This window comes from Candidatus Zixiibacteriota bacterium, from assembly GCA_036480375.1.
In the GTDB taxonomy this organism is placed as follows: domain Bacteria; phylum Zixibacteria; class MSB-5A5; order GN15; family JAAZOE01; genus JAZGGI01.
In genome coordinates, this window is sequence record JAZGGI010000003.1 from 58888 (window position 1) to 83773 (window position 24886).

18 protein-coding genes are annotated in these 24886 nt (G+C 43.9%); all 18 read right to left on the reverse strand.

The annotated features are described in order from the left end of the window. Positions 1-80: 80 nt before the first annotated feature. A complete protein-coding gene (locus tag V3V99_00275) occupies positions 81-878 on the reverse strand; it encodes a hypothetical protein (protein MEE9441091.1) in 798 nt (265 codons plus the stop codon). Next, positions 871-1815: an ABC transporter ATP-binding protein gene (locus V3V99_00280; protein ID MEE9441092.1), complete on the reverse strand. Its 945-nt coding sequence runs from the start codon at positions 1813-1815 to the stop codon at positions 871-873. The genes V3V99_00275 and V3V99_00280 overlap by 8 nt, the downstream gene beginning before the upstream one ends. Positions 1816-1868: 53 nt before the next feature. Continuing rightward, entirely contained in the window at positions 1869-2606 is a 738-nt protein-coding gene (locus V3V99_00285) for an SDR family oxidoreductase (protein MEE9441093.1), read from the reverse strand. 12 nt (positions 2607-2618) lie between these two features. Beyond that, on the reverse strand, positions 2619-3932 hold the full coding sequence (locus V3V99_00290) for an FAD-binding oxidoreductase (GenBank protein ID MEE9441094.1): 1314 nt from the start codon (positions 3930-3932) through the stop codon (positions 2619-2621). A 30-nt stretch (positions 3933-3962) separates the two neighbouring features. Continuing rightward, the gene (locus tag V3V99_00295) at positions 3963-4817 is read right to left on the reverse strand and encodes an XrtA system polysaccharide deacetylase (protein ID MEE9441095.1); all 855 of its coding nucleotides are present in this window, start codon (positions 4815-4817) and stop codon (positions 3963-3965) included. Between the two features lie 5 nt (positions 4818-4822). After that, positions 4823-5533, reverse strand: a complete 711-nt coding sequence (locus V3V99_00300; GenBank protein ID MEE9441096.1) for a CpsD/CapB family tyrosine-protein kinase — start codon at positions 5531-5533, stop codon at positions 4823-4825. Between the two features lie 14 nt (positions 5534-5547). Next, positions 5548-6675, reverse strand: a complete 1128-nt coding sequence (locus V3V99_00305) for a tetratricopeptide repeat protein (GenBank protein ID MEE9441097.1) — start codon at positions 6673-6675, stop codon at positions 5548-5550. A gap of 47 nt (positions 6676-6722) precedes the next feature. Then, the gene (locus V3V99_00310) at positions 6723-7706 is read right to left on the reverse strand and encodes a polysaccharide biosynthesis/export family protein (GenBank protein ID MEE9441098.1); all 984 of its coding nucleotides are present in this window, start codon (positions 7704-7706) and stop codon (positions 6723-6725) included. Positions 7707-7885: 179 nt separating this feature from the next. Next, a complete protein-coding gene (locus V3V99_00315; GenBank protein ID MEE9441099.1) occupies positions 7886-9472 on the reverse strand; it encodes a GGDEF domain-containing protein in 1587 nt (528 codons plus the stop codon). 285 nt (positions 9473-9757) lie between these two features. Next, positions 9758-11773: a SpoIIE family protein phosphatase gene (locus V3V99_00320; protein MEE9441100.1), complete on the reverse strand. Its 2016-nt coding sequence runs from the start codon at positions 11771-11773 to the stop codon at positions 9758-9760. A 131-nt stretch (positions 11774-11904) separates the two neighbouring features. Beyond that, positions 11905-13722, reverse strand: a complete 1818-nt coding sequence (locus V3V99_00325; GenBank protein ID MEE9441101.1) for a PorV/PorQ family protein — start codon at positions 13720-13722, stop codon at positions 11905-11907. Further along, positions 13719-18146, reverse strand: coding sequence for a hypothetical protein (locus V3V99_00330; GenBank protein MEE9441102.1), 4428 nt, complete (start codon positions 18144-18146; stop codon positions 13719-13721). Before V3V99_00330 ends, V3V99_00325 begins: the two co-directional genes overlap by 4 nt. A gap of 273 nt (positions 18147-18419) precedes the next feature. Beyond that, positions 18420-19310 (reverse strand): bifunctional 5,10-methylenetetrahydrofolate dehydrogenase/5,10-methenyltetrahydrofolate cyclohydrolase, encoded by an 891-nt coding sequence (locus tag V3V99_00335; GenBank protein MEE9441103.1) that lies wholly within the window; start codon positions 19308-19310, stop codon positions 18420-18422. Next, the gene (locus V3V99_00340; GenBank protein MEE9441104.1) at positions 19300-20136 is read right to left on the reverse strand and encodes a TIGR00282 family metallophosphoesterase; all 837 of its coding nucleotides are present in this window, start codon (positions 20134-20136) and stop codon (positions 19300-19302) included. The genes V3V99_00335 and V3V99_00340 overlap by 11 nt, the downstream gene beginning before the upstream one ends. After that, positions 20137-21699 carry a ribonuclease Y gene (gene rny / locus V3V99_00345; GenBank protein MEE9441105.1) on the reverse strand — a complete coding sequence of 521 codons (1563 nt, stop codon included), beginning with the start codon at positions 21697-21699 and terminating at the stop codon, positions 20137-20139. 95 nt (positions 21700-21794) lie between these two features. Next, entirely contained in the window at positions 21795-22085 is a 291-nt protein-coding gene (locus V3V99_00350; GenBank protein ID MEE9441106.1) for a cell division protein ZapA, read from the reverse strand. 102 nt (positions 22086-22187) lie between these two features. Next, the gene (locus V3V99_00355; protein ID MEE9441107.1) at positions 22188-22490 is read right to left on the reverse strand and encodes a hypothetical protein; all 303 of its coding nucleotides are present in this window, start codon (positions 22488-22490) and stop codon (positions 22188-22190) included. Positions 22491-22502: 12 nt separating this feature from the next. Then, positions 22503-24884, reverse strand: coding sequence for a phenylalanine--tRNA ligase subunit beta (gene pheT / locus V3V99_00360; protein ID MEE9441108.1), 2382 nt, complete (start codon positions 24882-24884; stop codon positions 22503-22505). Between the last annotated feature and the right edge of the window lie 2 nt (positions 24885-24886).

Sequence of the window (24886 nt, forward strand, 5' to 3'; positions counted from 1 at the left end):
AATTAACATTAATCAGGGAATATATACGTCGGGGAATAAATTATCAAGTGAAGCTTTGTACGTCGAGGAAATAAAGATTATTAATAATCGCGGCGTTTGAAAATCAGCATACCGATTAATAACAACGACGCCCCAAAGAGCAAGGATGACCAGACCGGATAATAATCTATGCGACCATGCTGGGACATGATTGAAACGTAATTGTCGGATATTTCGGAAATTTTGGCCAATATATGGTAGGCCGTATCTAAAATGTTTTCCCAGGTCTGATTATTTAGAAACGCATAAATACCTTCACGGATAGACAGCAATTGTCCCGCGAAATATAACATAAAATATCCCATGATGGCGATTCCGGCCGAATTCGACCAGAGACCGAGAAAGAACACGATACTATAAATTATCAGGAATTGAAGCGCGGCGTATAGCAGACCAAAGAAAAAACCGCTCGGATAGGTTCCTATTCTAATAACAATCGTCAGCCAGATTAGAATTGATACAATCGCCAGTACGACGAATTGAATCAAAAAGACCGCGAAGAATTTCATGATTAACAGATTATATCGATTTATCGGTTTGGACAGGGCCAGCTCGACTCGTCCTTTGGAAAGAAACGAAGGCAAAAGTCCGGCGGTACCGAAAACCATCAATAGCATGAAAAAGCCGAAGAAGCGTCCAAAATAATGGCTTAGAGCTTCATTGAGGAATTCCGGGGGAATAATATCCGAATCCATGATATTAGTGCCATTGATCTGCAGATCGGGAAGAAGGGCGATAATAAAAATATTTATCAGAGCCACAATCCAATAGAGATAGAAAATTTTGCGGACCTTAATTTCGAGGAACGAATCATGCAGTATCGCCAGGAACTTAGGCATGGCGATCCTCCCGGGAAACGAGCTGCATAAAGCTGTCCTCGAGCGATATTTTTTGCGGGGTGACCGAGATAATTTCGACCTCGAGTTGTCTTAATAGATCGATTATAGAATTTATCAGCCGCATTTCTTCAAGTTCGATAATAATCGAGTTTTCCTTAAGATGCGCGTCTGGAAATTTTGTCTTGAATGTTTCCGATACGTCATGGGATAAATTCACCGTTTCGATTTTATACTGCGGGCGCTTTTTTATAAGTTCATTGATTGGTCCAAAGGCAATAAGTTTGCCTTTATCCAGAATGGCCACTTTGTCGCACACCGATTCTACTTCAGCGAGAAGATGAGAATTCAAGAAAATGGTTTTGCCCTTTGCTTTTTGTTCGCGAAGGATATCGCGAATTTCGCGCCTGCCAATCGGGTCAACGCCGTCGGTCGGTTCATCGAGAAATAATATATCGGGATCGTTAAGAAGCGCCTGCGCCAATCCCAGCCGTTGCATCATTCCTTTAGAATATTTTTTAATTCGAGTATTTCCCCAGCGGGACATGCCGACCAGTTCAAGAAGCGCAAGCGATCTTGTCTTAATAACGTTAGATGAGAGACCGGCCATCCCTCCGAAAACTAGTAGCATCTGGATTCCCGTCAAGTAGGCGGGAAATCTGTGGTTTTCGGGCAGGAATCCGATTTTGGATCGCGCGGCGGAATTATTTATGGGAAGGCCGTTAACGGTTGCCGAGCCGCTGGTGAGATTCAACGCGCCGATAAGAATTTTGACCATTGTCGTTTTACCGGCTCCGTTGGGTCCCAGAAGCCCGAAAACCTGCCCCGTTTCTACATCGAAACTAACGCCCGACAGAGCTAATACTTCCTGACCTTTGAGGCCACCCTTAAAGCATTTGGATAATTCATTTACTGAAATTGCTTTTCCTGCCATTGCCATAATAATCTTGACGTCCACTGTCTTTAAAAGTTGCGCCTAAGCATCCAATAATATTAAAAATTCAATTTCTTAAAAATCTTCTCAGGGATATGCCTGATAATAAACATTATCCAATACCAGAATTTGGGCACATAGGCGACGCCTTTTCTTTTGTCAATCGCCGCTTTAATACATTTCGCAATCGTTTCGGGTTTGCTCCAGAGCAAACCCTTTTCATACTCCTGCGTCATCGGCGTGTCAACGAAGCCCGGTTTGATTGTAATCACATTGACGTTGGATTGAGCCAGGCGGCCCCGCAGACCATCCAGAAAAATCGACAAGCCGCCTTTCGAGGCGCCATAAACATAATTATTTTTTCTGCCCCTGTCCCCGGCGACGGAAGATATAACGGCGATTGATCCCGTTTTTTGTTTTTCAAATTTCCCGGCCATAATGGTTAAAATTGAAATGCAGCTCATGAAATTGACATTCAGAATGAACTCGATTTTCTTGAAGTCGTTTTCATCTTCATGTTGTTTCCCCAGAACGCCGTGAGCGATCAACACTATATCTACTTCGCCCAGATTTTCCCAGGCCGCATTGATGATATCTTCATGCTTATCATAGTTCAAAACATCCAGCGTTCTGTACTCGACCGCTCCCGCGCCCCTGACCGATAGGTCATCGGCAACCGTGCGAAGTAAATCATCTTCCAGGGCGACCAGAAAGAATTTGTTTCCAGAATTGGCATAAAGCTTAGCTGTTTCCTGCGCGATTGCCGAGGTCGCGCCCATAATCAAAATATTACTCATCGGTACCGTCCTTTATTTATTCGTAACCCGCCGCCAGAAACTCGAAGAAAATCGAGGATCGATAAATTTGGCAAACGTTTCCCATTCGGGATAATACGATTGAAAATCTCCGGCGGACATACAGGAGTCTTTGGCCGGATATAGTCGTCCACCAGCTTCTCGAACAATGACGTCAAGTTTCTTAAATAGCCTGAATACGGATTCTTTGGCCGGAAAATCCAGAGCCAGCGTTATGCCCGGTTGGGGAAAAGACATCATGCCTGCCGACGGAATATCCCCCATGACTTTAATGACCGCAAGAAACGATCCCTGCCTGGAATCCGATATGGTTTTCAAGATATTTCTAATCACATCGGTATCATGATTGGGTACCAGGCATTGATATTGCAACAATCCACGCTTGCCATAGATTCGATTCCAGTCATTGATACCATCCAGGGGATAAAAAAACGAATCAAAATCGGTCAATTTTTCTTTTTCACGGCGACGCTGTTTATGATAATACAATTTATTGAACAGTTTAATGGAAAAATTATTGAGAACAAATTCTGGGAAATCGAAAGGAATCGAAGATGATTTTTGATTTTGGGGATATGCCAGGGAAATGCCGTTTTTGACGGTGGCGTGATTTCCGGCCATAAACAATCCCCGTCCCAGGGATTTTCCCGAGGCGAGACAATCTATCCAGGCGACAGTGTAGTCGTAATCGGGAGCCAGGCGATTTGATAATTCAAAAAAATCTTCGAGTCTTTTAAACTTAATCGTCTTTTGAGCGATTCGGTTATTTACAATGGGGATCAATTTTATCCTGGCCCAGGTTATGAGTCCGGTTAAACCCATACCGCCAATTGTTGCATTATAATAGTCTTCGTTTTCCGTGGCAGTGCATAAGAGACGACTGCCGTCCGAACGGAGTAATTCAAATTGTGTGACGAAGCATCCGAAAGAACCGGCGACATGATGGTTTTTTCCGTGGACATCGTTGGCGATAGCTCCTCCAACGGTGACAAATTTTGTACCCGGCGTTACGGGAAGAAACCACCCCTGGGGAACAATTAATTTCAGGATTTCATCGAGGCTAACGCCCGCTTCGCATATCAGGATTCCATTTTCCGTATCAAAAGATATGAAATGATTGAGGGCTCGGGTCAGAATCAGCGTTCCCCCATCATTGAGACAGACGTCTCCATAACTGCGCCCCAAACCGTAAGGCAAACCGGATGGAGTGATTTTCTCAGGCGGCAAATTATCCTGCCGTAGAAGAATCGACCACGATGTCTGTCGTGCGGTTGGGTATCTACCCCATGATTTGTATTGGCTATTCATTTATCTAATATCTGAGATTTCGAACAATTTTTAAACAAAATTTTTCGTATTTTCTCGAAGTTCGTAAAGATAATCGTCCATGGATTGAAGGTCAAAATCGTTTAATAATTTCGCCAATTTAGTCTTTACAGTTTTCAGATTCCCATATTGGCGTATTTTATTTTTACGACTCATCTGCACCCGGGGAACATTGTCATCCAGTTCCCAGGGATGGAAATAGACTACCGCGGGCATATTTTGTTTGTTTATTGTTTTAATGCCCCAACGCGTAAACCAATAGGGAAAATGCCTCAGCCATCCCCCGCCGCCGATAGGTATTCTAGCCCCCATAATTTTTATAGTCGACGCCGGTATTTCTACGATATTCTTACCGGACTTCAATTCTATCTCAAAAGTGCGTCGGGGAGCATCAGGGTCTCCATAAATATCATGATAAATGGGATAGATAGACGAATCATATTCAAAACCCAGTTCCCCGAGAATTTCAAAAGCCCACTGCATATCGCGTTTTATGCCCCAGCTGGGCGACCGATATCCCGATGGGATTACCCCGCACGATTTAACGATTGCATTTACGGCTTTTTCGGTATCTTTTTTAAATTCTTCGGGAGTCAACGACGAAACCATGCGATGATAATAACTATGGCAGGCGATTTCATGTCCGGCAGCGGCGACATCCGCAATCACGGCGGGATATTTATCGGCAACCCAGCCCAAAACAAAAAAGGTGGCCTTTAGTTTTTTCTCATGGAAAAGATTTAAGATATCATCAATGTTTTTGATTAGTGAGGATTCAAGCTCAGGCCATTTATTTCGACTGATGACATCTTGAAGGGTTTCGACGGAAAACCAGTCTTCCAGATCAACGGTTAGAATATTTTTCATGAGGATTAATCGTTCGGAGATTGTTTATACTCATACCCGTAATACGATTCGTTGTAATAATATGGCAGGGCATTTTCCAGATTATTCAGGACTATTCCGACGAAATTGGATTTGTTGTTTTGCAGGAGCCGGGCGGCTCGTTGGGCTACCTCCCGTGGAGTGCTGCCGGCTTTGACGACCATGATAACGCCGTCCATCAACGGAGCCAAAAGCATAGGATCCGATACGGGTAAAACCGGGGCGCAATCGAGGAGTATCAAATCGTAATAAAACCGGCCTTCATTGAGGAAATTGTGAATCGCCTCGGAATCAAAGACATCGGTCGGATTGGCGACGGTTTTGCCGGCGGTAATTATATCAAGGTAATCATTGGCCGTTTTCTTAATAACATCTTTTAATGATTTTTTTTCGCTGAGGGCTTCAACCAGCCCCGCTTCCCGAGGAAGATCAAACAAACGATGCAAAGTTGGACGACGTAAATCGCAATCGATCAACAAGGTTTTTCTTTTTTTCCTGCCCGCCGCGGTCATCGCCAAATATGCGACAATAATGGATTTGCCTTCGGCGAGCATTGAAGAAGTAATAAGAATTATTTTTGTTTTATCGCCGGACAGGACTCCGTTAAGATTATACAAAAGTCGCCTAAACTCGGTAGCATAAGGCGATTCGGCGTCAAAATATTCAAACAGGTTTAACGATTTCAATTTTTTGGCCATAACAACCAGGTTCCCTATTCGTTTTCAAAACGGGCAATATTGATCAGCGTTTCTTTCAATTGCTCGGCAAATGATTCGGCCTGTTTCCGGCTTTTTTCCGATTTGGTCAAATGAGCGTTTATATTCAGGGCCTCGCCAAAGTGTTTAATCCCTTTATTCCAGCTAATCTGGGCTTGTTGCAGATGGCACAAAGCCAGTTCATGATGCAGGTCAGAATAATTGGGATTCTTTTCCAGAATCGACTGCAGATATTGAATACGATCCGCGACCGCCCGCTCATTAACTTTTTCCGAAAAAAGTAAAAACCTGAGATAACAACTGGAAAATTCCTGTCGGCTTTTTTCCTTTTTTATATCTCGGACGGCTTTAAGTAAAATTAGCGCCTGTGCGTACTCTCCGGTTTCGATTAAATTTATAGTTTCGTCATAGCGGCTGGTTTTAAAAGCCGGTGTTATCATAATGGCGCGATTAAGGCTGTCTTTTATGTTGGCAAGCATATATTCAAAGAATTCATAATTCTCGTGAGTGACGGCATTTGACAGGTATGCGATACCGATGTTGAAATAGGCGTCAGCATAATAAATATTAATCTTCAGAGCCGCCTCAAATTCTTCTATCGCCCGCCGACATGATCCGCTCTCCAATAAGGCTTCACCATAATTATTATGAAAATCCGCGAATCCGGGTTTCAATTCCACGACTCTCCCCAGAGCCATTACAGCCTTTTCGAACTGCCCCAGGGCCATCAGGGTTAAACCATAATAATTGCCCGCCTGATAATGGTCAGGTCTGCAGGCTATGACAGATTCAAATAAAATTTGCGCTTCTTCATAAAGCTTTTTGCAGTAAAATGCCGTACCGACGTTGAACATTAAATCAGGATCATTGGAGCCGGCGACTTTGCCAAAAGTAGCCAGGAGGTGTTCAATCTCTGTTTTCTTTTCCTCGTGGGCGCTTATGACAAGGCCTTCGATATCTGCAATCGTTTTATTTTCCGGGTGAGGGAAGTCGCAGGTTTCAATAACTTTGCCATCGACGAAGAGAGAGGAGACGACCGCGTTTTTCTCTTCATCATTTACGGTTTGTATTAAAAATTCTCGCTCGTCAATAGCGACTTTACTTTTTAATCGATATCCATCCATATCGTCATTCCGAAATCTGGTTAAATGTTTTTAGCGTGGCTCGGACATTATCGGATCTCATCATCTCGGGTTCTGTCAATTAATAGGTATAAAGTGACGATTGACGTCGTAATCATCGCGAAATCCCGTAAGTTATCCCAGCTAATCCACGGCCGACCCTTTTGACCGATGACTATCGTATCTTCACGCTTGATGGTTAGGCGTTTTGGGTTACCTTCCTTCTGGTATTTTTTAAGATTTGTCTTTATCACCGAGGTTCCCGAACCGTTTTTAGTTATTATCCTGACATCTTTGAGATTAGCCCGCTCGGTTGTTCCACCGGCTAATCCGATAGCGTCGAGTATATCGACTTCCCCGTCAAATTCAAGCTGCCCCGGACGGTTCACCTCACCGATAACATAAAACAGGTTTTTGCGTTCGCCGTAATCGGAAGTCAATTGCCGGCCCGGAAGACCGCCTGCGGCGCGAGGAATATCGACCGTATCGCCGCTTTTGAGTTTTGGTAACCTATCCAGCGAACCGGAAGCCAAAGCCTCTAATACATTAACCGTGATCATCTCTCCGCCGTCTTCGTCTGAGCGAATAATACTGACGCGGGTTAAGTCTCCCAGCTCAGTGGCACCTCCCGCTTCTCTTATAACGGTCCAAATATCCGGAATCACCTCAAACGTTATTTTTCCGGTAACGCCGACTTCACCTGAAACAAATACCTTTTGAGAATTGAATCCCGTAACGGTTACCGTCGCCTGGGATATTTTCTGATTATACAGTGACACGTTTCTCTCGATTTGTGTGGCCAGCTCACTGCTGGTTAAGCCGGAAGCCTGAATTTCGCCAATAATCGAAAGGGTGATTTTCCCGTCCTGTCTTACCTTTACAATCTGATCCAGTGAGGGCTCTTGCCAGAAGCTGATTTGCAGGACGTCCTCCGGGCCGATTACGTATTCATCGTTGGCGAAAGTCAGTCCGGAATAAGCGCAAAATACGCAGATTATACTAAGAAGAAAAATCAGCGATTTCCTCTGATACATTTTTCCATCCTTGAATTATAGCCGACTATACGTCCTTATTCTAAAAAATCGACTTATTTTTCCAATAATTAACCATATAAGTAACCGCTTTTGGAATTTTATGTCAAGGCAAATTCAGTCTAACCTTCTTGCTTAATTCTATTTACAAGTTTATACGCAGAGGAATAAATAAGGGAAGTTTATTTTTTGGCAGTAAGCAAATCCTCGGAAAAGAGGGTGCTGCGATTACGGCCATAATTTTTGGAATGGAGCAAAGCCATATCGCTGCAGTATATTAAGCTATCGGCGTTTTCGGCGTCATCGGGGAAAATGGCGGCTCCGATACTGATCGTGATTCTCCCCTCGAAGCCATTAGCCTTATCTCTGAAGTCTGTGGAATTTATGGCATGACGAAGGCGATCCATGAAAATTCCGCAGGTAATTTTATCGGCTTCCGGCATTATAATACAAAATTCATCGCCGCCGTACCGCGATACTATATCAATGGAACGAAGCGAGCGGGATAACGTATCGCCCATGCAACGCAACAATTCATCCCCCCACTGATGTCCAAAATTATCGTTATATACTTTGAAATCATCAATATCAAATAGAAGCAATCCAACGCGGCGATTGAATCTTTTGGCGCGCTGAATTTCCTCGCCGAGACGTTTTATAAAGTAGCGATAATTATATAATCTGGTAAGACTATCGGTATATGACATCTCTTCGTATTTTTCAAATTCCAGGGCATTATTCATGGCCCGTCGAGCTACTCTCTCGAACTGATTAAGTATTTTAAAATCGGATTGACTATCTTCATCCCTGCCAGACCAAAAGAGTAATCCCTGTTCTTTTTCGTCCAGGGAAAAAGTTGACATGTAATCCATTCCAATTTGAGAAATTCTTTCGGGCAGTATTTTTTCGTCCATACTTTTTGGAATTTTCCGGATATCGTAAATCTGCTGTTTTTGCATGGCCCCGAAAATCTTTCCGAACTCCTTACTATCGATCGGAAACTCTTTGCGGTCCATTCCAATCGAATATTTAAGATTATTTGGAGCTCCCGAATAAGGTCGGGATAGGAATAGTAATTTATCCGCCTTCAGACCGGTTTTAACCTTTTCGAAAACGTTGGCCATCAAATCATCCACTTTTCGATGGGTAAACATTTCAATTAGATATCCGGGGTCATTAACCTGGGAAGCATTGGCCGCATATTTTCCTTTAGCATTATCCTGAATTTTATTGTTTTTAAGTTTACTTTCGAGCATCCTGCGAGTCGATTCAACCCGGGTCAGGTGATAGGTAATGGATAGATTTTGATTCAGGAAAAGCAAAAATAAATTTATAAGAGGATGGCCATACGGCAGAGCGGTTCTGATAAAATAGACACCGAATAGATTTTCATTCCAAAAAATGGGAAAAACTAAATTGAATTTTTTGTCCAGCAGCAGATTTTCCAGGTCATTATTTAAGTTTCCATCCAGTTCCGAAATATTGTAAAGCATTTTCCCGGAAGTAAGCTGTTTTAGGAGATTATCTGAAATTTGAATACGATAGCGGGAGCGACGAATATTCTTCAATCCATATACGTAGTTCATCTCCATATTGCGTTTTTGGCAGCGGAAAAACAGGATTTGGGCAGCCTGTAGGTGATTGATAAAAATAGCGGAAAGCTGACTGGCCACCTTTTGAATTTTCCCCTCGGTGCGGCAACTAATCAGACTTGACGCGATCCCCGCTAAGACAGATTCAAGGTCTTTTAGCGGGTTCAGCTTGCGCATTTGCCTCTGCTTGATAATCAGCAATACAATTAGAATCACGACAAGCAGAAACAGGATAATATTTAACGTGAGGCTATCCAAACGCAACCAACCTGTTTGATTTTACTGAAAAACCCTTGTAAACTCTGCTTCATCTAATAGAATAAGTCAGAATGTATATTTGTCAACATAAAAACGGAAATGTTAGTCCATAACAAATCGCCGTTAGGACCCTTAAGTTTGTGACCTTTAACGTATTACGTCAATAATCCGCATTCAGAAAATATAATTGGCGGTAATATCGGACTATTTTTTTGGCGTGGATTTGGGTTTTATCGTAACCGAATCGATTTTGATATCCTGGGGAACCGATTCCTTCTTGTCAGTTCGCGTCTCGTTCGAACATCCGGCCTGAGAGCATTTCTTGAGAATTACCATGGTGATATCATCGTGTTGATCGTTTTTGCCGACAAATCGGGCAATGTCTGATTCGAATAATCGCGCAATTTTCTCGGCTGAGTCTGAGTGATTTTCCTTGAGAATTTCAACGATTCTCTCGGTGCCGTAGGCTTTGTTACTTCGGCCCCGCTCTTCGGTTACGCCGTCGGTATATATAACGAGAAAATCGTTTTCTTTTAGTTTGAGTTCGGCCGATTTTATTGCCTCGGCAAATTTATGGCGACCCGGCTTTAATCCGACCGGCATTCCCCCAGCATTGATAAAACTGGCCTCACCTAAAGCGCTATTGAAATGCAGTAAGGGATTGTGGCCGGCGGAGGCGAAATTAATCTTTCCGGATTTGGTATTGACGATTGCCAGTAGTATAGTAACGAAAATTCCGGATTTGATATTGCCAGAGACGTAATCATTGACCTTTATCAGGACATCCCGAGCTGACTTGGAACTGCGAGCTTCAAGCCTCAGAGCGGTTCTGACCATCGACATTACAAGCGATCCCGGAATGCCCTTACCGGACACATCAGCGACAACGACCCCAAAAGTATGATCGCTTATTTCAACAAAATCAAAGAGATCTCCGCCGACCATTCGGGCTGATTTATAGATGGCGCCAAAATCATAACCCTCGATGGACGGCAACTGCGTAGGGATCAGAGCTTTCTGGATTTCCTCGGCCATCTGCATCTCTTTTTGCATAATTTCCCGCTCAATAATGTTCTTTCGATCGCGGCGCATGCGCATAATCAATTCATTAAGGGCTTTGGAAATTTCGTAAAACTCTCCGGCGCCTTTTAGGGGCAACTGACTTTCCAGATCGCCTTCCGCGAATTTACGAACTCGATATACGATTCGCCCAATCGGACGGACAAAATAATTTGAAAGCAGATAAATTCCGGTAATCCCGATAAGCAAACCGAGTGCGGTTATAATTAAAATTATTTCTCGCGCATCTTTTAGTTCCGCTTCCATAACCAGCGATGAATATTCCAAAACGATTGCGCCGAGATTGGAACCGCCCAAATTGATTTGCCCGACGATAACCTGCTGTCCTTCCTCAAATGGGAAAATCTTTTTATCAGAGGTTCTGTCGATGAGCGATAAAAGCCTATTTTCGAGCCTGGTATATAATCGTGTCGGGCCGCGGGAATCTGCGATGATGACTCCATTCGTATCCACGATTATCACTGCCTGTATAATCTCATTCGCCCGCTGATATGAAACCACTAATTCATCAAACTCGGCGTCAGAGCGCTGGTTAATAATAAATCCGGAGGCTTGCGACGTGATTGTACTGCTGAGAGCTTTGACAGTATCTTCGAGTTGTGACTGAATATATTGACTGGAACGGGAATTAATGTAAAGATAGGCCCCGATAACAAGCACCACAACAATCAAAAAAGTAAAAGCGGAAAATTTAACGCGCAGCGAAAGGCCGCCTCCCCATTCGAGTTCCTTCTCTCCCCGGTCTGATAAAAACTTCGTCATTCGCAGTTCATTTTCGCCTTCCAGAGAAAAATATTCAACGCGATCCATTACCTTATTAAGAAGATAAAAACCAAGTCCGCCTTTTCTACCGGTGGCGGCCATTTTTTTCAAATCGAGTTTTGATTTGTCGGGAGGCTGAAACGATTTGCCGTTGTCGAATAATGAAAATACTATCGAATGCTTGAATACCTCGACTTTAAGCCGTATTTCGCCTTCGCTAAACATATAGGCGTGACGGATAATATTAGTCGCGCCTTCTTCAATAGCCAAAACTATATTATTGATCTCTTTGGATGATAAATTAGCCTGAAGGCAGATTTCCTCAACCGTTTTGCGCAACCCGGCCAGTTGGCTTTCCTGGGCCGGAAATGCGGCCACCGTTTCTCTTATCGGTCTTCGGAACATAGGTTCAATGTAGTAAAAAAAGCAGGGATTAACGTAATAAAAAAATCATCAAGCCCTTATTTTTTAAGGCTTCCGGCGCAATTCACTTTTCGAATCGCGAATTATTATTTTAGACGCAGCCGAGCCTGTTTGATATTTTCAAGAGTATTTCTGTTGTTTGGATAAACTTCCAGGACATTTTCCCAGAGGCGAATCGCGTTCTCATAATCACCTCGGCGAAAGGATTCGAGACCTTCGAGATAGACATTCCAAATCCGGCTATCTTTTTGAAGGTCCTCAAGCGAGGGCGACTGATGAATTCGTTCGGTGATCTTATCCAGATATTCCTGGGCGGTTTTATTTCCCGGATCCAAACCAAGAACCATGCGCAGAGTACGCTGCGATGATATATACTTGCCCTGATTGAAATATTCCAGGCCAAGATTTAGATGCTGGGCCAGATTAAGCCGCTTTTCAGCCAACCGTGATCCCGTTCTGCCCAATTCATTTTGGAAATCATACATCAGAACGGTATTATATCTGTCGTATGCGGTAATGTAATCGCCATTATCGAATGATGATTTGGCTATCTCGAGATTGGTATTGATTTTTCTATTTATGGCGAAATTAACGGCTAAATCCAAAGTGTCGAGATCGGCCGATTGAATTCCATATAGGCGAGCCAGGCGTATCATATTATGAGCCGGAATCAAGGCGCCTTCTTCAAATAAAATCCTCGCCTGTGTCATCAAATCGACTCCGGTACCTCCGGTCATTATCGTGTCGGTTCGGGATGGATAGCCGTTCAATCCACTCAGAGTGACATTGATTTCGTTGATGCGTGATTTTATAAATTCTCCATCTTCGTCTTTAGCATACGCGTCGGCTCGATAATATGCCGCCAGGGATGAGTCATACATTTCGGCATCATAGAAATCATTGGCCTTATCCATATATTTTTTGAGCGCTTGTTTTCGATTTTCTTCGAGTGCGCTCTGAACGCCTGCCTGCTCAGCGCTTTCATGCTGAGCGATACTTTCGTCCTGAGTAATGCCGAAATTGAGTGTAAAGGAAAACCGATGGCTGTCGCTGAGGTGATCGATAAATTTGTAGGCGTAATCCACGAACAAATTTTGATATTGTATCCCCATCCCCAGCGATGGATTATCGCGATCGTATCCGGCCCGGAGAGCCAAACCGGAATTATGTATCGCCTCAAATCCCGTGCGTACTTTGACAGAGCGATTTTCGGGTTTTTCCAAATCCAGATTGACGCGACCAAAGACCGGGAAATCTTTCTTTGAAAGATAATATGATAATCCAGTCTTAAAAGTAATTGGGATTCTTTCTTTCTCGCTTATCAGCTGCATTTTGGCCCCGATAATATCCTGGATAACCAACCCGGCATAAAGATTGTTAATAATTTTCGCCCGTCCACCCAGATCAAAACCAAAACCGTAGGCCGAATAATTATCAATCGATTGATGATTCATCTTAAATGTTATACCAGCTGAATATCTATTTAAAAAAGCCCGGCTGTAAGAAAAGAGTATTTGCATTTGAGAAGCTGAAAAACGACCCAGGTCATAATAATCCGAACCGCGCCGACCGATATCATCGGTGCCGATTCTCATTCCGGCGACGCCGAAAGTCCCCCAGATAGATGGATAAGCGTAGGCTATGAAATCGTAAGTGGTTTCCTCAAATAACACGGCGTGGAGGAATGAAACCTGTTGAGTCTGAAGTGATGTCAGGCCGGCCGGGTTATAATATATGGCGGTAGCGTCATCGGCCAGTCCGATAAATCCGTTACCCATGCCCATTGCCCGGGCTCCCCCGCCGATGCTGAAAACCGATTCGGTGCCGCCGTCGTCTCCCGACCAGGCGTTAGCGGAGATGAGCGTCATTGCGAAAACGAATATGAAAATAATTTTCCGCATCATTTCACCACCGCTATTTTGACTTTGGCCGTGAGATTGCCTTCGGCGACTTCGATATATGCGACATAGACACCGTTGAGAACAACATCACCCTCGCCGTTGTGGCCGTCCCAATAGGCTCGGGCCAATTGATCCGATTGGCCTCCAACACTGCCGGCGTCATAATGAAGATGACGGACTCGTTCGCCAGTGACGGCGTAGATATAAATATCGACATCAGAATCAGTCGGGAGGTTATAAATAAATTCGGTTTCTTCAAAGTTGGGATTGAACGGATTCGGGTAATTTTTAAACGACTCGCCAAATTCGGTCGCGATTATTGCCTGAGGTAAATTGATCTCGAAGGCGCGATCCAAAATACCGGTTACGGTTACTTTCTCGCCAATCCTTGGCCCGGAGGCGAATTCGGCTGAAATATCAGCGCTTTCAAGACGCATATTGAAGAAATCGAAAAAGGCATCAACTTTGGGGGTGAATCGCAGTTCGATAATTTCTTTTTCACCCGGAGGGATAATTAAGCCGGTAAAACTGTAGGCCAGTTTGCCGTCAACAAGCTCAAGGGATGTTATCGGCTGATCGTCGAGATAAAAGGCCGAGCCGGTTTCGGTGACCAAATACTCTCCATCAATTTGTTTGCCGTCGCGATCGGTAACTGTAATAGTAATCGTGTTTATCAGAATCGAATTGCGAATATCATTGGAAACGTTTTCCATCATCAGTTTAAATAATATGGCTGTCGCATCTCTGACCAATGGCTGGGTATCGAATGAATCTGGCTGGATAACCAATTTCGTAATTGAGGCTTTTACCATAAACGGCAGTATAATTGGCTGGCTCAAATCTTCTACCGCTTCCCCGGTGTTTTTATCAATAGGCAACTCACCCCATTTGATAAGAAATTCGGATATAAGTTCCGTTGCCGGTGAAGTGAGATTCCAAATAAGTTCATCGTCAAGAGGAAGCTCAATCGGGAAATTAACGCCAAAATCGCCGGAACCAAAATAATCCAAAATCAGGGTTCCGCCTTCAATTTCAGCCTGACCGTTATTGCGGTATTCAGCGACGATTGAAAAATCTTCGGCGTAATCAAGGATCGCGAGAGAGCCGGGGCGGTCGACAAATTCGGCGTCAAATATTAATTTCGCGGGCGTCTGGATGACAGCGACAATATTATTATCCGGACGCGGCTGCAAAACATCCTGACCGCTCAGGGGGACCATATAAAATCGTTCGGCCGGGTTGGGGTTACCGCCCGCCATGACGTAAAATAGAACTTTGACCGAATCTTTGGCGGGTACGGAAGTAATATCAACCGGTTCGAATACTATCGATTCACCGTCTGAGAATAAACCAACCGTTAAGGATTCTTCAAAATCCTCAGTGGAGGTGTTGATTACGTATCCGCTGATACCGAATTCCTGCCCGGTGTTGACATGGGGAGCGTTGGGAGCTTCGATAGATAAATGGCCGATACTTAAGAATTGACTGCCGACAATCGTAACCGGGAACGCGAACGATTTTACTTCATCGACAGGAATTATATCGGCTTCGATTCCATTAAGCAGTAATTTGGCGGTTAATGTTTTTCCAATCCATTCTTCCGGAATAGTCAACGGTGCGCTGGCAATGTTAGTAACTCCGGGGGTTAAGATGTATTCGTCTTCCAATAGTCGGGCGGAACTGGTAATTGAGCCGTCGGTGACAATTAATTGAGTTCCTGCGCCGTTTAGATTAATCGAAGACGAGCCAATAAGCTTAAGGGGTATGGTGAATGAAACAGCCGAACCCGCAATCGCTGAGGCCGGAGTGATAGCATTGTCATTGACAAGTATATTGGCACGAGGGAGGATTGATAGGTTTTTACCTAAATCAAATTTGCCGCGATAGGTGACAATTGAGTTATCTTCAAATTGTATGACTGAACGATATTCGATGATATATTCATAAATATTTGTTGGGAATTCATCCCGTAATCGGAGCATGAATTCATGGGATATTTCCGGCTCCCAGTTGAATTCCTTGAAACGCACCTGAGCAATACTAAATAATGATGAATCTTGAGCGATTCTAAGAGTTATATCAAAACTCCTGGCCGGTTCATATGAGTTTTCATTTCTTATGACTATTCCGCCCTGTAAATCATAATCATATTGAAACGCCGTGTCGGGTAAATTTTCAGATATTACTTCAAACGGAATAAACGGCACAACTTCGAACATGTGCGAAAACTCATATTCGGTGATGAAGATAATATCATCAATCTGGTAATGCGCTTCTGCAATGATAATATAATCGTATTCTTCGGCAGGAAACTCAGCTTTAATATTATCAATAATCACGCATCCAATCGCATCACCGGGTTCAGGTAAGCATTGATCAGGATATGGCGAGATAACCTGTTCATCAGTTTCATTAAATATTTCAGATCGAAATTCAAGAAATACAGGTGTTATATTTCCGAAATTTTTGCCGTAAGCTCTTACAGAGGCTTCCCATGTCTCAGGTATCGTTGATGCAATCGGAAAATCATCATTGGGCCGGGCAACAATCCCATTTGCGATAAATTCGGTGGATTCAATCAATAGCTCGCCATCGACGATCATTTTAGCCAAAAGTACAGTCGGTCCCGGTTGGCCATCGAATGATATTTCTGTAATGTCCGCAACGCCGTTGATAAAAGTAGCTGGTTGAATAGCTTCCGGAGTAAACTCGCCGGTTTCCGACTCGAAGCGGACTTCGCCGCCGACTTCATTATAATCGGTTTTAAGATTTTCATATCGATCAAAAACTTCAATCGTCAATCCGCCAAATAATTTATTGCCAATAAACTGAGTCTCATCGACCGATAAACTCATGCGGTCGGTTTGAGCCGGCAAAATATTTATATCAAGAGTACGTTCGATAGTCTCATGAGATAAGACCAGATTATTTATCCCCGCCGCAAAGAGCCGAATATTAGTTGAACCTTCGCCATTGCCTACATAAATATTATTGATGATAGGCATGGTTCCATCAGGCGCAATCTCTCCCCCCGCAATATCTATCATACCCGTAAACGGATTTCCGCTCGAATCAACAGCATTGGAGATCGAGATTGTAAGCGGTTCTCCCGCTCGTGTATTTTGCGAAAATGAAACATCAAAATCAGCCAACTGGCCCGAAAGAACAAAGATATTTTCAATCGTTGCGGATAATCCGGATACTTCTTTGACTAATAATACCCTCTGCCCCGCCGTCTTGAAAATAAACCCGTCACCAGAAAAGACTCTTCGCCCCTGATCCTGTGCAGTAAACTGATAAGGATTTGAAACATCATAAGTAATCTCCGCTTCGCTATCATCACTTTCAAACCAAACCGATCCGATAAAATCATATTTGCGATTTCCAAAATCATCGGCCAGGGTAATGGTAATATCGTTATTTAATGGAGTTCCGGCATTTACCGATTCGGATTCGTGGACGGCAATAATCTGAGCCGTTTCTCCCGGCGAAACCGTTATCTCTCCTGAATAGGCGGTCAAATCTCCGGCCGTAGCGACAACTCGACCGACACCCACAGTAGTCGCCTGAAAAGCCGAGCCGAACATGCGGCCGATATTATCCTGAGTGTCATCAATCGACCAGATAGCAGTTTCCGGGCTGATGATATTGCCGTATTGGTCGGCAATAAACGCTTCAAACATGATCGTCTCGCCGGCGATAATTGATAAATCTCCGGTTGGCAATATCGCCAGCTGGGCCGGTTCATCGGGGAGAATCGTGAAGAAATCGCTGAAATTCGGCCCGGCTATGGTCCGTCCAAAGAAATTATCAACTTGCACCACAATTCGATAATCTCCACTTCGTATGGGATTGGCGATAGCGTCTATATTAAAGTAAACCTGGTATGGCCGATGAGGATCATTCTTATATTCGGTAATCTCGATAACGACCGATTCCGAATAAACAAATATCCCGGTTATATTGGGCATGTATCCGGTTGAATCTTTATCAAGGTAAGTCACCGAAGTCACAGTCGATATATCAAATTCCGGAGGAAACGTTAAAACAATTTTTCGTTTTTTGATCAATCCGCTCGGAAATTTGGTGTTTTCAGGCAAAATGAATCCGATTTGATGGACGCTCATTCGGCCAACGACATAATCGGATAAAGAATCGGTTATATTTTCGATTTCAGTGGGAATAATCGGGTGGCCCGGCGCTGCCTGAATAGTATCCGATAAAACATAAGGACCGTCCACAAATTCAATTTTATCGTGGGGGCTTTCAGTAGCCATGACCGAAGCTGTTAAAACGAGTATGAAGAGTATCAGTATTTTCTGAGCCATATTCAGAATCTGCAAAATATAATTGTTCGACTGCCTTGAAGCAAAAGCCATGCCTTTGAATCGCGTTTCGAATTTCCTGCGATAATTAGATTGATACATTTTAAAGGAAATTTCCGGCTTCTATATTCGCCTGTATTTGAATATCTTAGCGTGACAAGAAAATTACTGTCGGATTTGAGAATATTATATCCTGTAGTGTGAATTTGAATAAAAAAAAACGGTTGCAATTAATTGCGCTTTTTACGCAGTGAGAATCATAGGCTCATCATAATACTGCAGGCCCAATAACTATGAACGAAAATCTGAACTTGTGATAAATCAATTATTGCTTTAGCTTAATATCTAATGCGATACTTTATAATATCCTGATAATTATTTATTATAAACCAACTTAAGCTTGGTTGCTCTTACCGTATTATACATCAGCATCGCGATTGTCATCGGCCCGACTCCGCCCGGTACGGGTGTTATCATCGAAGCTTTTTCGAGACATCCGTCAAAATCAACATCACCGCAGAGCTTATAACCTTTAGGAGCATTTTTATCTTCGACCTGATTCTGCCCTACATCGATAATAATGGCGCCTTCTTTTATCATATCAGCCGTAACGAAATTAGCACGTCCGATAGCGGCGATAATAATATCGGCCTGAATGGTTTCGCCGGGAATATTGGCTGTACCGGTATGGCAAACAGTCACGGTGGCGTTACAGCCCTGCCATTTTTGCATTAGCATGACGGCCAGAGGTTTTCCCACGATATTGCTGCGACCCAGAACGACCACTTTTTTGCCTTTGGGGTCGACATTTATATCGTCAATCATCTTGATAACGCCAAACGGTGTACAGGGCAGGAAAATCGGCTCGCCGATTAACAGATGCCCCATATTCATGGGATGGAACGCGTCAACGTCTTTGAGAGGATCGAGAGTAAGCGTGATGTCCATTTCGTTGATATGTTTGGGCAGGGGTGATTGCACCAAAATGCCGTGGATATCATCTCGATTGTTTAGTTCATTAACTATTTCGACTAAATCGTTTTGAGAAATATCGGCGTCGCGTTTGATGACTTCGCTGAAAAGGCCCAATTTGCTAGCGGTTTTGGCTTTACTGTTAACGTATAATTGCGATGCGGGATCATCTCCAACGAGAACCGCCGCCAGCCCCGGTATCACTCCCCGCGATTTTAAATCTTCAATATCGACCTTAAGTTCTTGTTTGATTTTTTTCGCTATCGCCTTACCGTTAATCAGCTTACCCTGCATTAGCGCTTTCCTCCTCTGGATCGCGAAAAGGTAAATTAAGATCCGTTTCCATGTTGAATCTTTCAATTTTTATTGCCCGTGTATCGTTTTCCATATCAAATTCGAGATAGACTCCGGATATCCGAACATCATCTTCTGCCACCGATAATCGAATTGGACGACCCGATAAAAATCGTGCCAGGGCCGGCTTCTTGTTCATCCCCAGAATTGAATCATAGGGCCCCGTCATCCCGACGTCAGTGATATATGCCGTACCACGGCCCGATATCTGTTCGTCAGCCGTTTGTACATGGGTATGAGTTCCGATTACCGCCGAAACCAAACCATCAAGATGGAAAAAGGCCGCCAGCTTTTCCGAAGTCGCTTCGGCATGAAAATCAACGATGATGATTTTGATCTTCTCATCCAGTTTCTTAATTATCTGGTCGGCGGTCTTAAACGGGCAATCAATATCGTACATAAATGTTCGACCCATCAGCGAGATAACGGCAATCGGATAATCACCCGCCTGACCGATATATAATCCGTTTCCGGGCGCTCCGGGGTAATTGGCCGGGCGGATTAATCGGGATTCTTCCCTGAGGTAATCACCGATTCCCTGACGATCCCAGATATGATTGCCTGATGATTGACAATCGACACCGTAGGTGAATACTTTCCGAGCCATCTCGGGAGTGATGCCAAACCCGCCGGCGGCGTTTTCGGTATTGGCGATTACAAAATCAGCCTGATATTTGTATTTCAGCCGGCGGGTCATATGGGATAGAATATTCCGCCCCGGTTTACCGACAACGTCGGCTATGAAAATTACTTTGCACAATGACATTTATTTGGCGTACTCCACGGCTCTCATTTCACGAATTACCGTAACTTTAATCTGCCCGGGATATTCCATTTCGGTTTCTATTCGACCGGAGATATCGGTTGCCAGAATTGACGAGGCCAGATCATCCATTTCATCGCACTCGACGATAACGCGAACCTCTCGGCCGGCTTGAATAGCGTACGCTTTTGAAACTCCTTTGAAGCTATCCGCTAACTCTTCCAGTTTTTCGAGGCGTTTGATATAGCTTTCCAGAGGTTCACGACGGGCTCCGGGGCGAGCGCCGGAAATGGCATCGGCTGATTGCACCAGGATAGCGTAAGGCGTTTCCTGAGGAACATCGCCATGATGTGATTCTACGGCGTTTATTATGGCCGGGTCGATATTATATTTCCGCAGGATATTAGAACCGATTTGCGTATGGGTTCCCTCCGTCTCACGATCGACAGCTTTGCCCACATCATGTAATAGACCAGCGCGTTTGGCGATGGCAGGATCGAGTTCGAGTTCGGAAGCCATGATACCGGCCAGCATGGCCACTTCGACTGAATGGAGCAGGACGTTTTGTCCGTAACTGGTACGGAATTTCAATTTACCGAGAAGTTTTATAATATCGAGATGAAGGCCGTGAATACCGATATCAAATGCGGCCTGTTCACCGGCCTCACGGATGATAACTTCCATATCTTTTTCCGCTTTGACCACTATTTCCTCAATACGGGTAGGATGAATCCGGCCATCGGCAACCAGTTTTTCCAAAGCCATGCGAGCGATTTCCCTGCGGATGGGATCGTATCCGGACAGAATCACCGCTTCGGGCGTATCGTCAACAATGACGTCTATCCCCGTCGCAGTCTCGAATGAACGAATATTTCTTCCTTCACGCCCGATAATCCGGCCTTTCATTTCGTCATTGGGCAGAACTACAACCGAAACGGTTGATTCGACGGTATGATCGGCGGCACAGCGTTGAATCGCCTGAGTCACAATTTCGCGGGCTTCTTTTTCCGCGTCCCGTTCGGCAATTTCTTTTATCTCTTTCGCGAGGGCGGCCGCGTCGATTTTGGCCTGACTTGTCATATTTTCGATTAGAATCTGCTTGGCTTCCTCGGCCGACATACCCGATATCTTTTCGAGTTGGACATTTTGATCGGCAATTAATTTTTCAATGTCTTTTTCCCTGATTGAAATTGCTTTTTCTCGGGTCGCATTACTACGTTCTTTTTCCTGAATCTTTTTCTCACGATTATTGGCGGTTTCTATTTTTCTATCCAGGTTCGTTTCTTTATCAGACAACCGCCTTTCGATTTTGGAGAACTCGGTTTTTTTATTTTGAATTTCGCGTTCAAATTTCGCCTTGGCTTTATACCATTCATCTTTGGCTTCAAGAATTGCTTCTTTTTTCTTTATTTCCGCTTCTTTTTCGGCATCAGCCACAATTCGCCGCGCGAATTCCTCGGCATTGGCTAATTTTCTATTTCCTACGCGACGGGATAAAATCCATGCCGCATAGCCGGAAATGGCGGCGGCCAAAACTATAAGAACAATAAAAAGTGTTGTTTCCATTTATTTATACCTCCTTCAAAGGAGAATTTAATTTAGAAGGAGAAAGAGGGATAAAATTATTCGGGTATTAATTTTCGCAAACACCCCAACAATTCTTAATCGGGAATTTTATCGTCCAATAATGAAATTATATCGCCGGCTCGTTTCTCAAACTCAGAAAAATCATGCTGCCCCTCTTTTTGTCTGAATAACTCATCGGTTATATTCAGAGCTGCCAGGATAGCCACCCGAGAGGGTGATTTATTGGGCGTTTTATCGGCGATGGCGCGCATTTGGGAATCGACGTAGCGCGCGACTTCTTTCATATACTCTATATCGCCATCGGAACGAACGGTATATTCTTCACCATATATATTAACGCGAACTCGATTCTTTGAAGATTCCATTTTTTCCATATCGCTTAAAAACCGGCCTTTTATACCAAATTGGACTTTCTCTTCTCCAGTACCTCAATATCGCACAAACTGCGCTTTTATGTCAAGTACAAATTACTTCGCACTTTGCTCATATTTTTCAATTCTGGCAAGCAATCCCTCAATTTTGTCTTTTACTTCTTCCGAAATTTCCTGCGATTGCTTCTCATTTTCAACTTTTGCCGCCTCCAGAGCCTTATTGCCATCTTCAATAATTTTTATTCTCTTCTTTAAATCATTGTTTGTTATTTTCAGATCTGAATTGGCCTTCTCAAGTTCCTTTATTAGCGCATCCATTTTTTCGTTTTCGCTCATCATTTTTTCTATATGAGCGACGGCTTTGTTGATTCGTTCTTCGAGCTTAGCAAATGATTCCATAATTGCTCCGTCCTATTCTCTTAACCGGGCATCAAATTTCTGCTCCAGATTTTTTACGATTTTATTAAACACCGCGTCAACTTCGGCGTCTTCCAGAGTCTTATCGGATGAGCGGAAACTAACCGAAAATGCCAGCGATTTCATATTTTCAGGAACTGGTTTCCCCGTAAACATATCGAAAAACTCAACCGATTCAACTAATTTGCCGCCCGAATTCAGGATTGAATCGTGTATATCCCGGACAAAAATTGAATTTCTCACTACGATTGCGATATCGCGCGCCGATGCCGGATACCTGGGCAGGGATTTAAAGGGAGTAATGCCCTGATCGAGATCAATTAGTTTTGAGATTTCAAATTCGGCCGCGAAACAATCCTGCTTAATGTCAAAAACCTGGGCGATTTTGGGCGCCACCCGACCTATATTTCCCAGTTTTTGATCGTTCCGAACAACGCTAAATGAGCAGGATTTATCATATCCGCCATATGCTTCCGGTTCAAGCGCGATCGAACTAATTCTCAGGCGGTCGCAGATGGCATTGGCTATCCCTTTTAATTCATATAAATCTGACTCGCCCGGAGATTTTTGCCAGTAGATATCATCGGTTTGTCCGGATAATATAAATCCGAAATACTCAGGCTCAATCGGCAAATCTTTCGTTCTAATATATATTTTACCGATTTCAAATAATTTGATATTGATATTGCGATGTCTGATATTGTTGCCCGTCGATACTAAAAGTGAATATAAAAGGCGCGAGCGCAAATATCCGAACTCATCTGATATTGGGTTGGTAATTTCTATCGGTTCGATGGAGGGCTCGAGCAATTTCATCCTTTTAGGTTGAGCGAAACCTGTCCCCAGAGATTCTTCAAAACCCAGCCCGGTCATAATCTCTCTCAAGTCATTGCGAATTGTATCGCGGCGATGAGTGGGTGAAAATAGTGGTCCGGAGTTTTGATTATTGCTGGGGATATTGTCCAGGCCGTAAATCCGAGCAATTTCCTCTATCAAATCGACTTCGCGCGTGATGTCAGGTCTGAACGCAGGCACCTCAGCGATAATATTATCATCATTCGACTCAACCTTCATTCCCAATCGAGTCAGTTTATTCTTCATGAAGTCAATCGGAATATTGGCGCCAATCAATTTATTGGCTCGCGAGGGGCGCATTTCAACCTTGATTGGATCAATCCTTTTGGCATAATTGTCAACGACACCTTGCAGAACTTCGCCTCCGGCAAGCTCGGCCATTAACGCCGCCGCACGATCCGCGGCCCTGACGGTTCCGTTGGGATCGATTCCTCGCTCAAAGCGATAGGAAGATTCGGAAATAATACTCAATTTTTTTCGAGAACGCCTGATGACGGATGGGTTGAAATAAGCCGATTCCAGAAGCACTGTTGTAGTTTCCGGAGTAACTTCACTGTCGATTCCGCCCATCACCCCAGCCGCGGCAACGCTTTCTTTGCCATTTGTAATAAGTAATATATCGGAATCGAGCTCGTGTTCCTGCCCGTCAAGAGTCGTAAATTTTTCTTTATCATGGGCGCGGCGAACGGCAACTTCTTTTGACCCGAATCTGTCATAATCAAAGGCATGCAGAGGCTGTCCGGTCTCAAGCATGACGTAATTGGTAATATCCACGATATTGTTAATCGGTCGGATATCACAATCGGTCAATCGCTTCTTTAGCCAGTCGGGAGAGGGGCCGATTTTAATATTCTTTATAATGCGAGCCACATAGCGAGGACAAGCATCGGCATCGTCAATAATAACGCCAATATAATTTTCGGCTCTTTCTGAAATTTCCGGCGGTGGTTCTTTTTCAAGATTTATGTCAAGATCGGCCAGCGCTGCTATTTCTCGGGCAACGCCATTGGCCGAAAGACAATCAGGCCGATTAGGCGTAATTTCAAAATCGATAACCGGATCATTGAGATCCAGATGCTCGAAAACCGGTTTGTTTAATTCGGTATCATCATCGAAAACCATGATACCGGTGTGATCGTTAGACAGTCCCAATTCATCTTCGGCACAAATAATGCCAGAAGATTTGACGCCGCGCATGGTAATTTCTTTGACCTCAAACTCCCCGCGGAGTTTGGCGCCGGGCAGCGCCAGCGGAACGATCTGGTCAATGGCGCAGTTGGGCGCGCCGCAAATAACCGTATAGGTCGTCTCCCCCGTTGTAACTTCAGCGACTTGCAATTTGTCGGCGTTGGGATGCTTTTCAAGACTGGTAATTTTAGCCGTTACGACATTTTTAAAATGCTCCGGATCATACTTTTCCAGAGCCCCGGCCGTCCCTGAGCAGGTTAAGCGATCTTCCATTTCTTCGGCGGACCAATCCACGCCTGTAATTTCTTTAAGCCAGCTATACGGTAATTTCATAA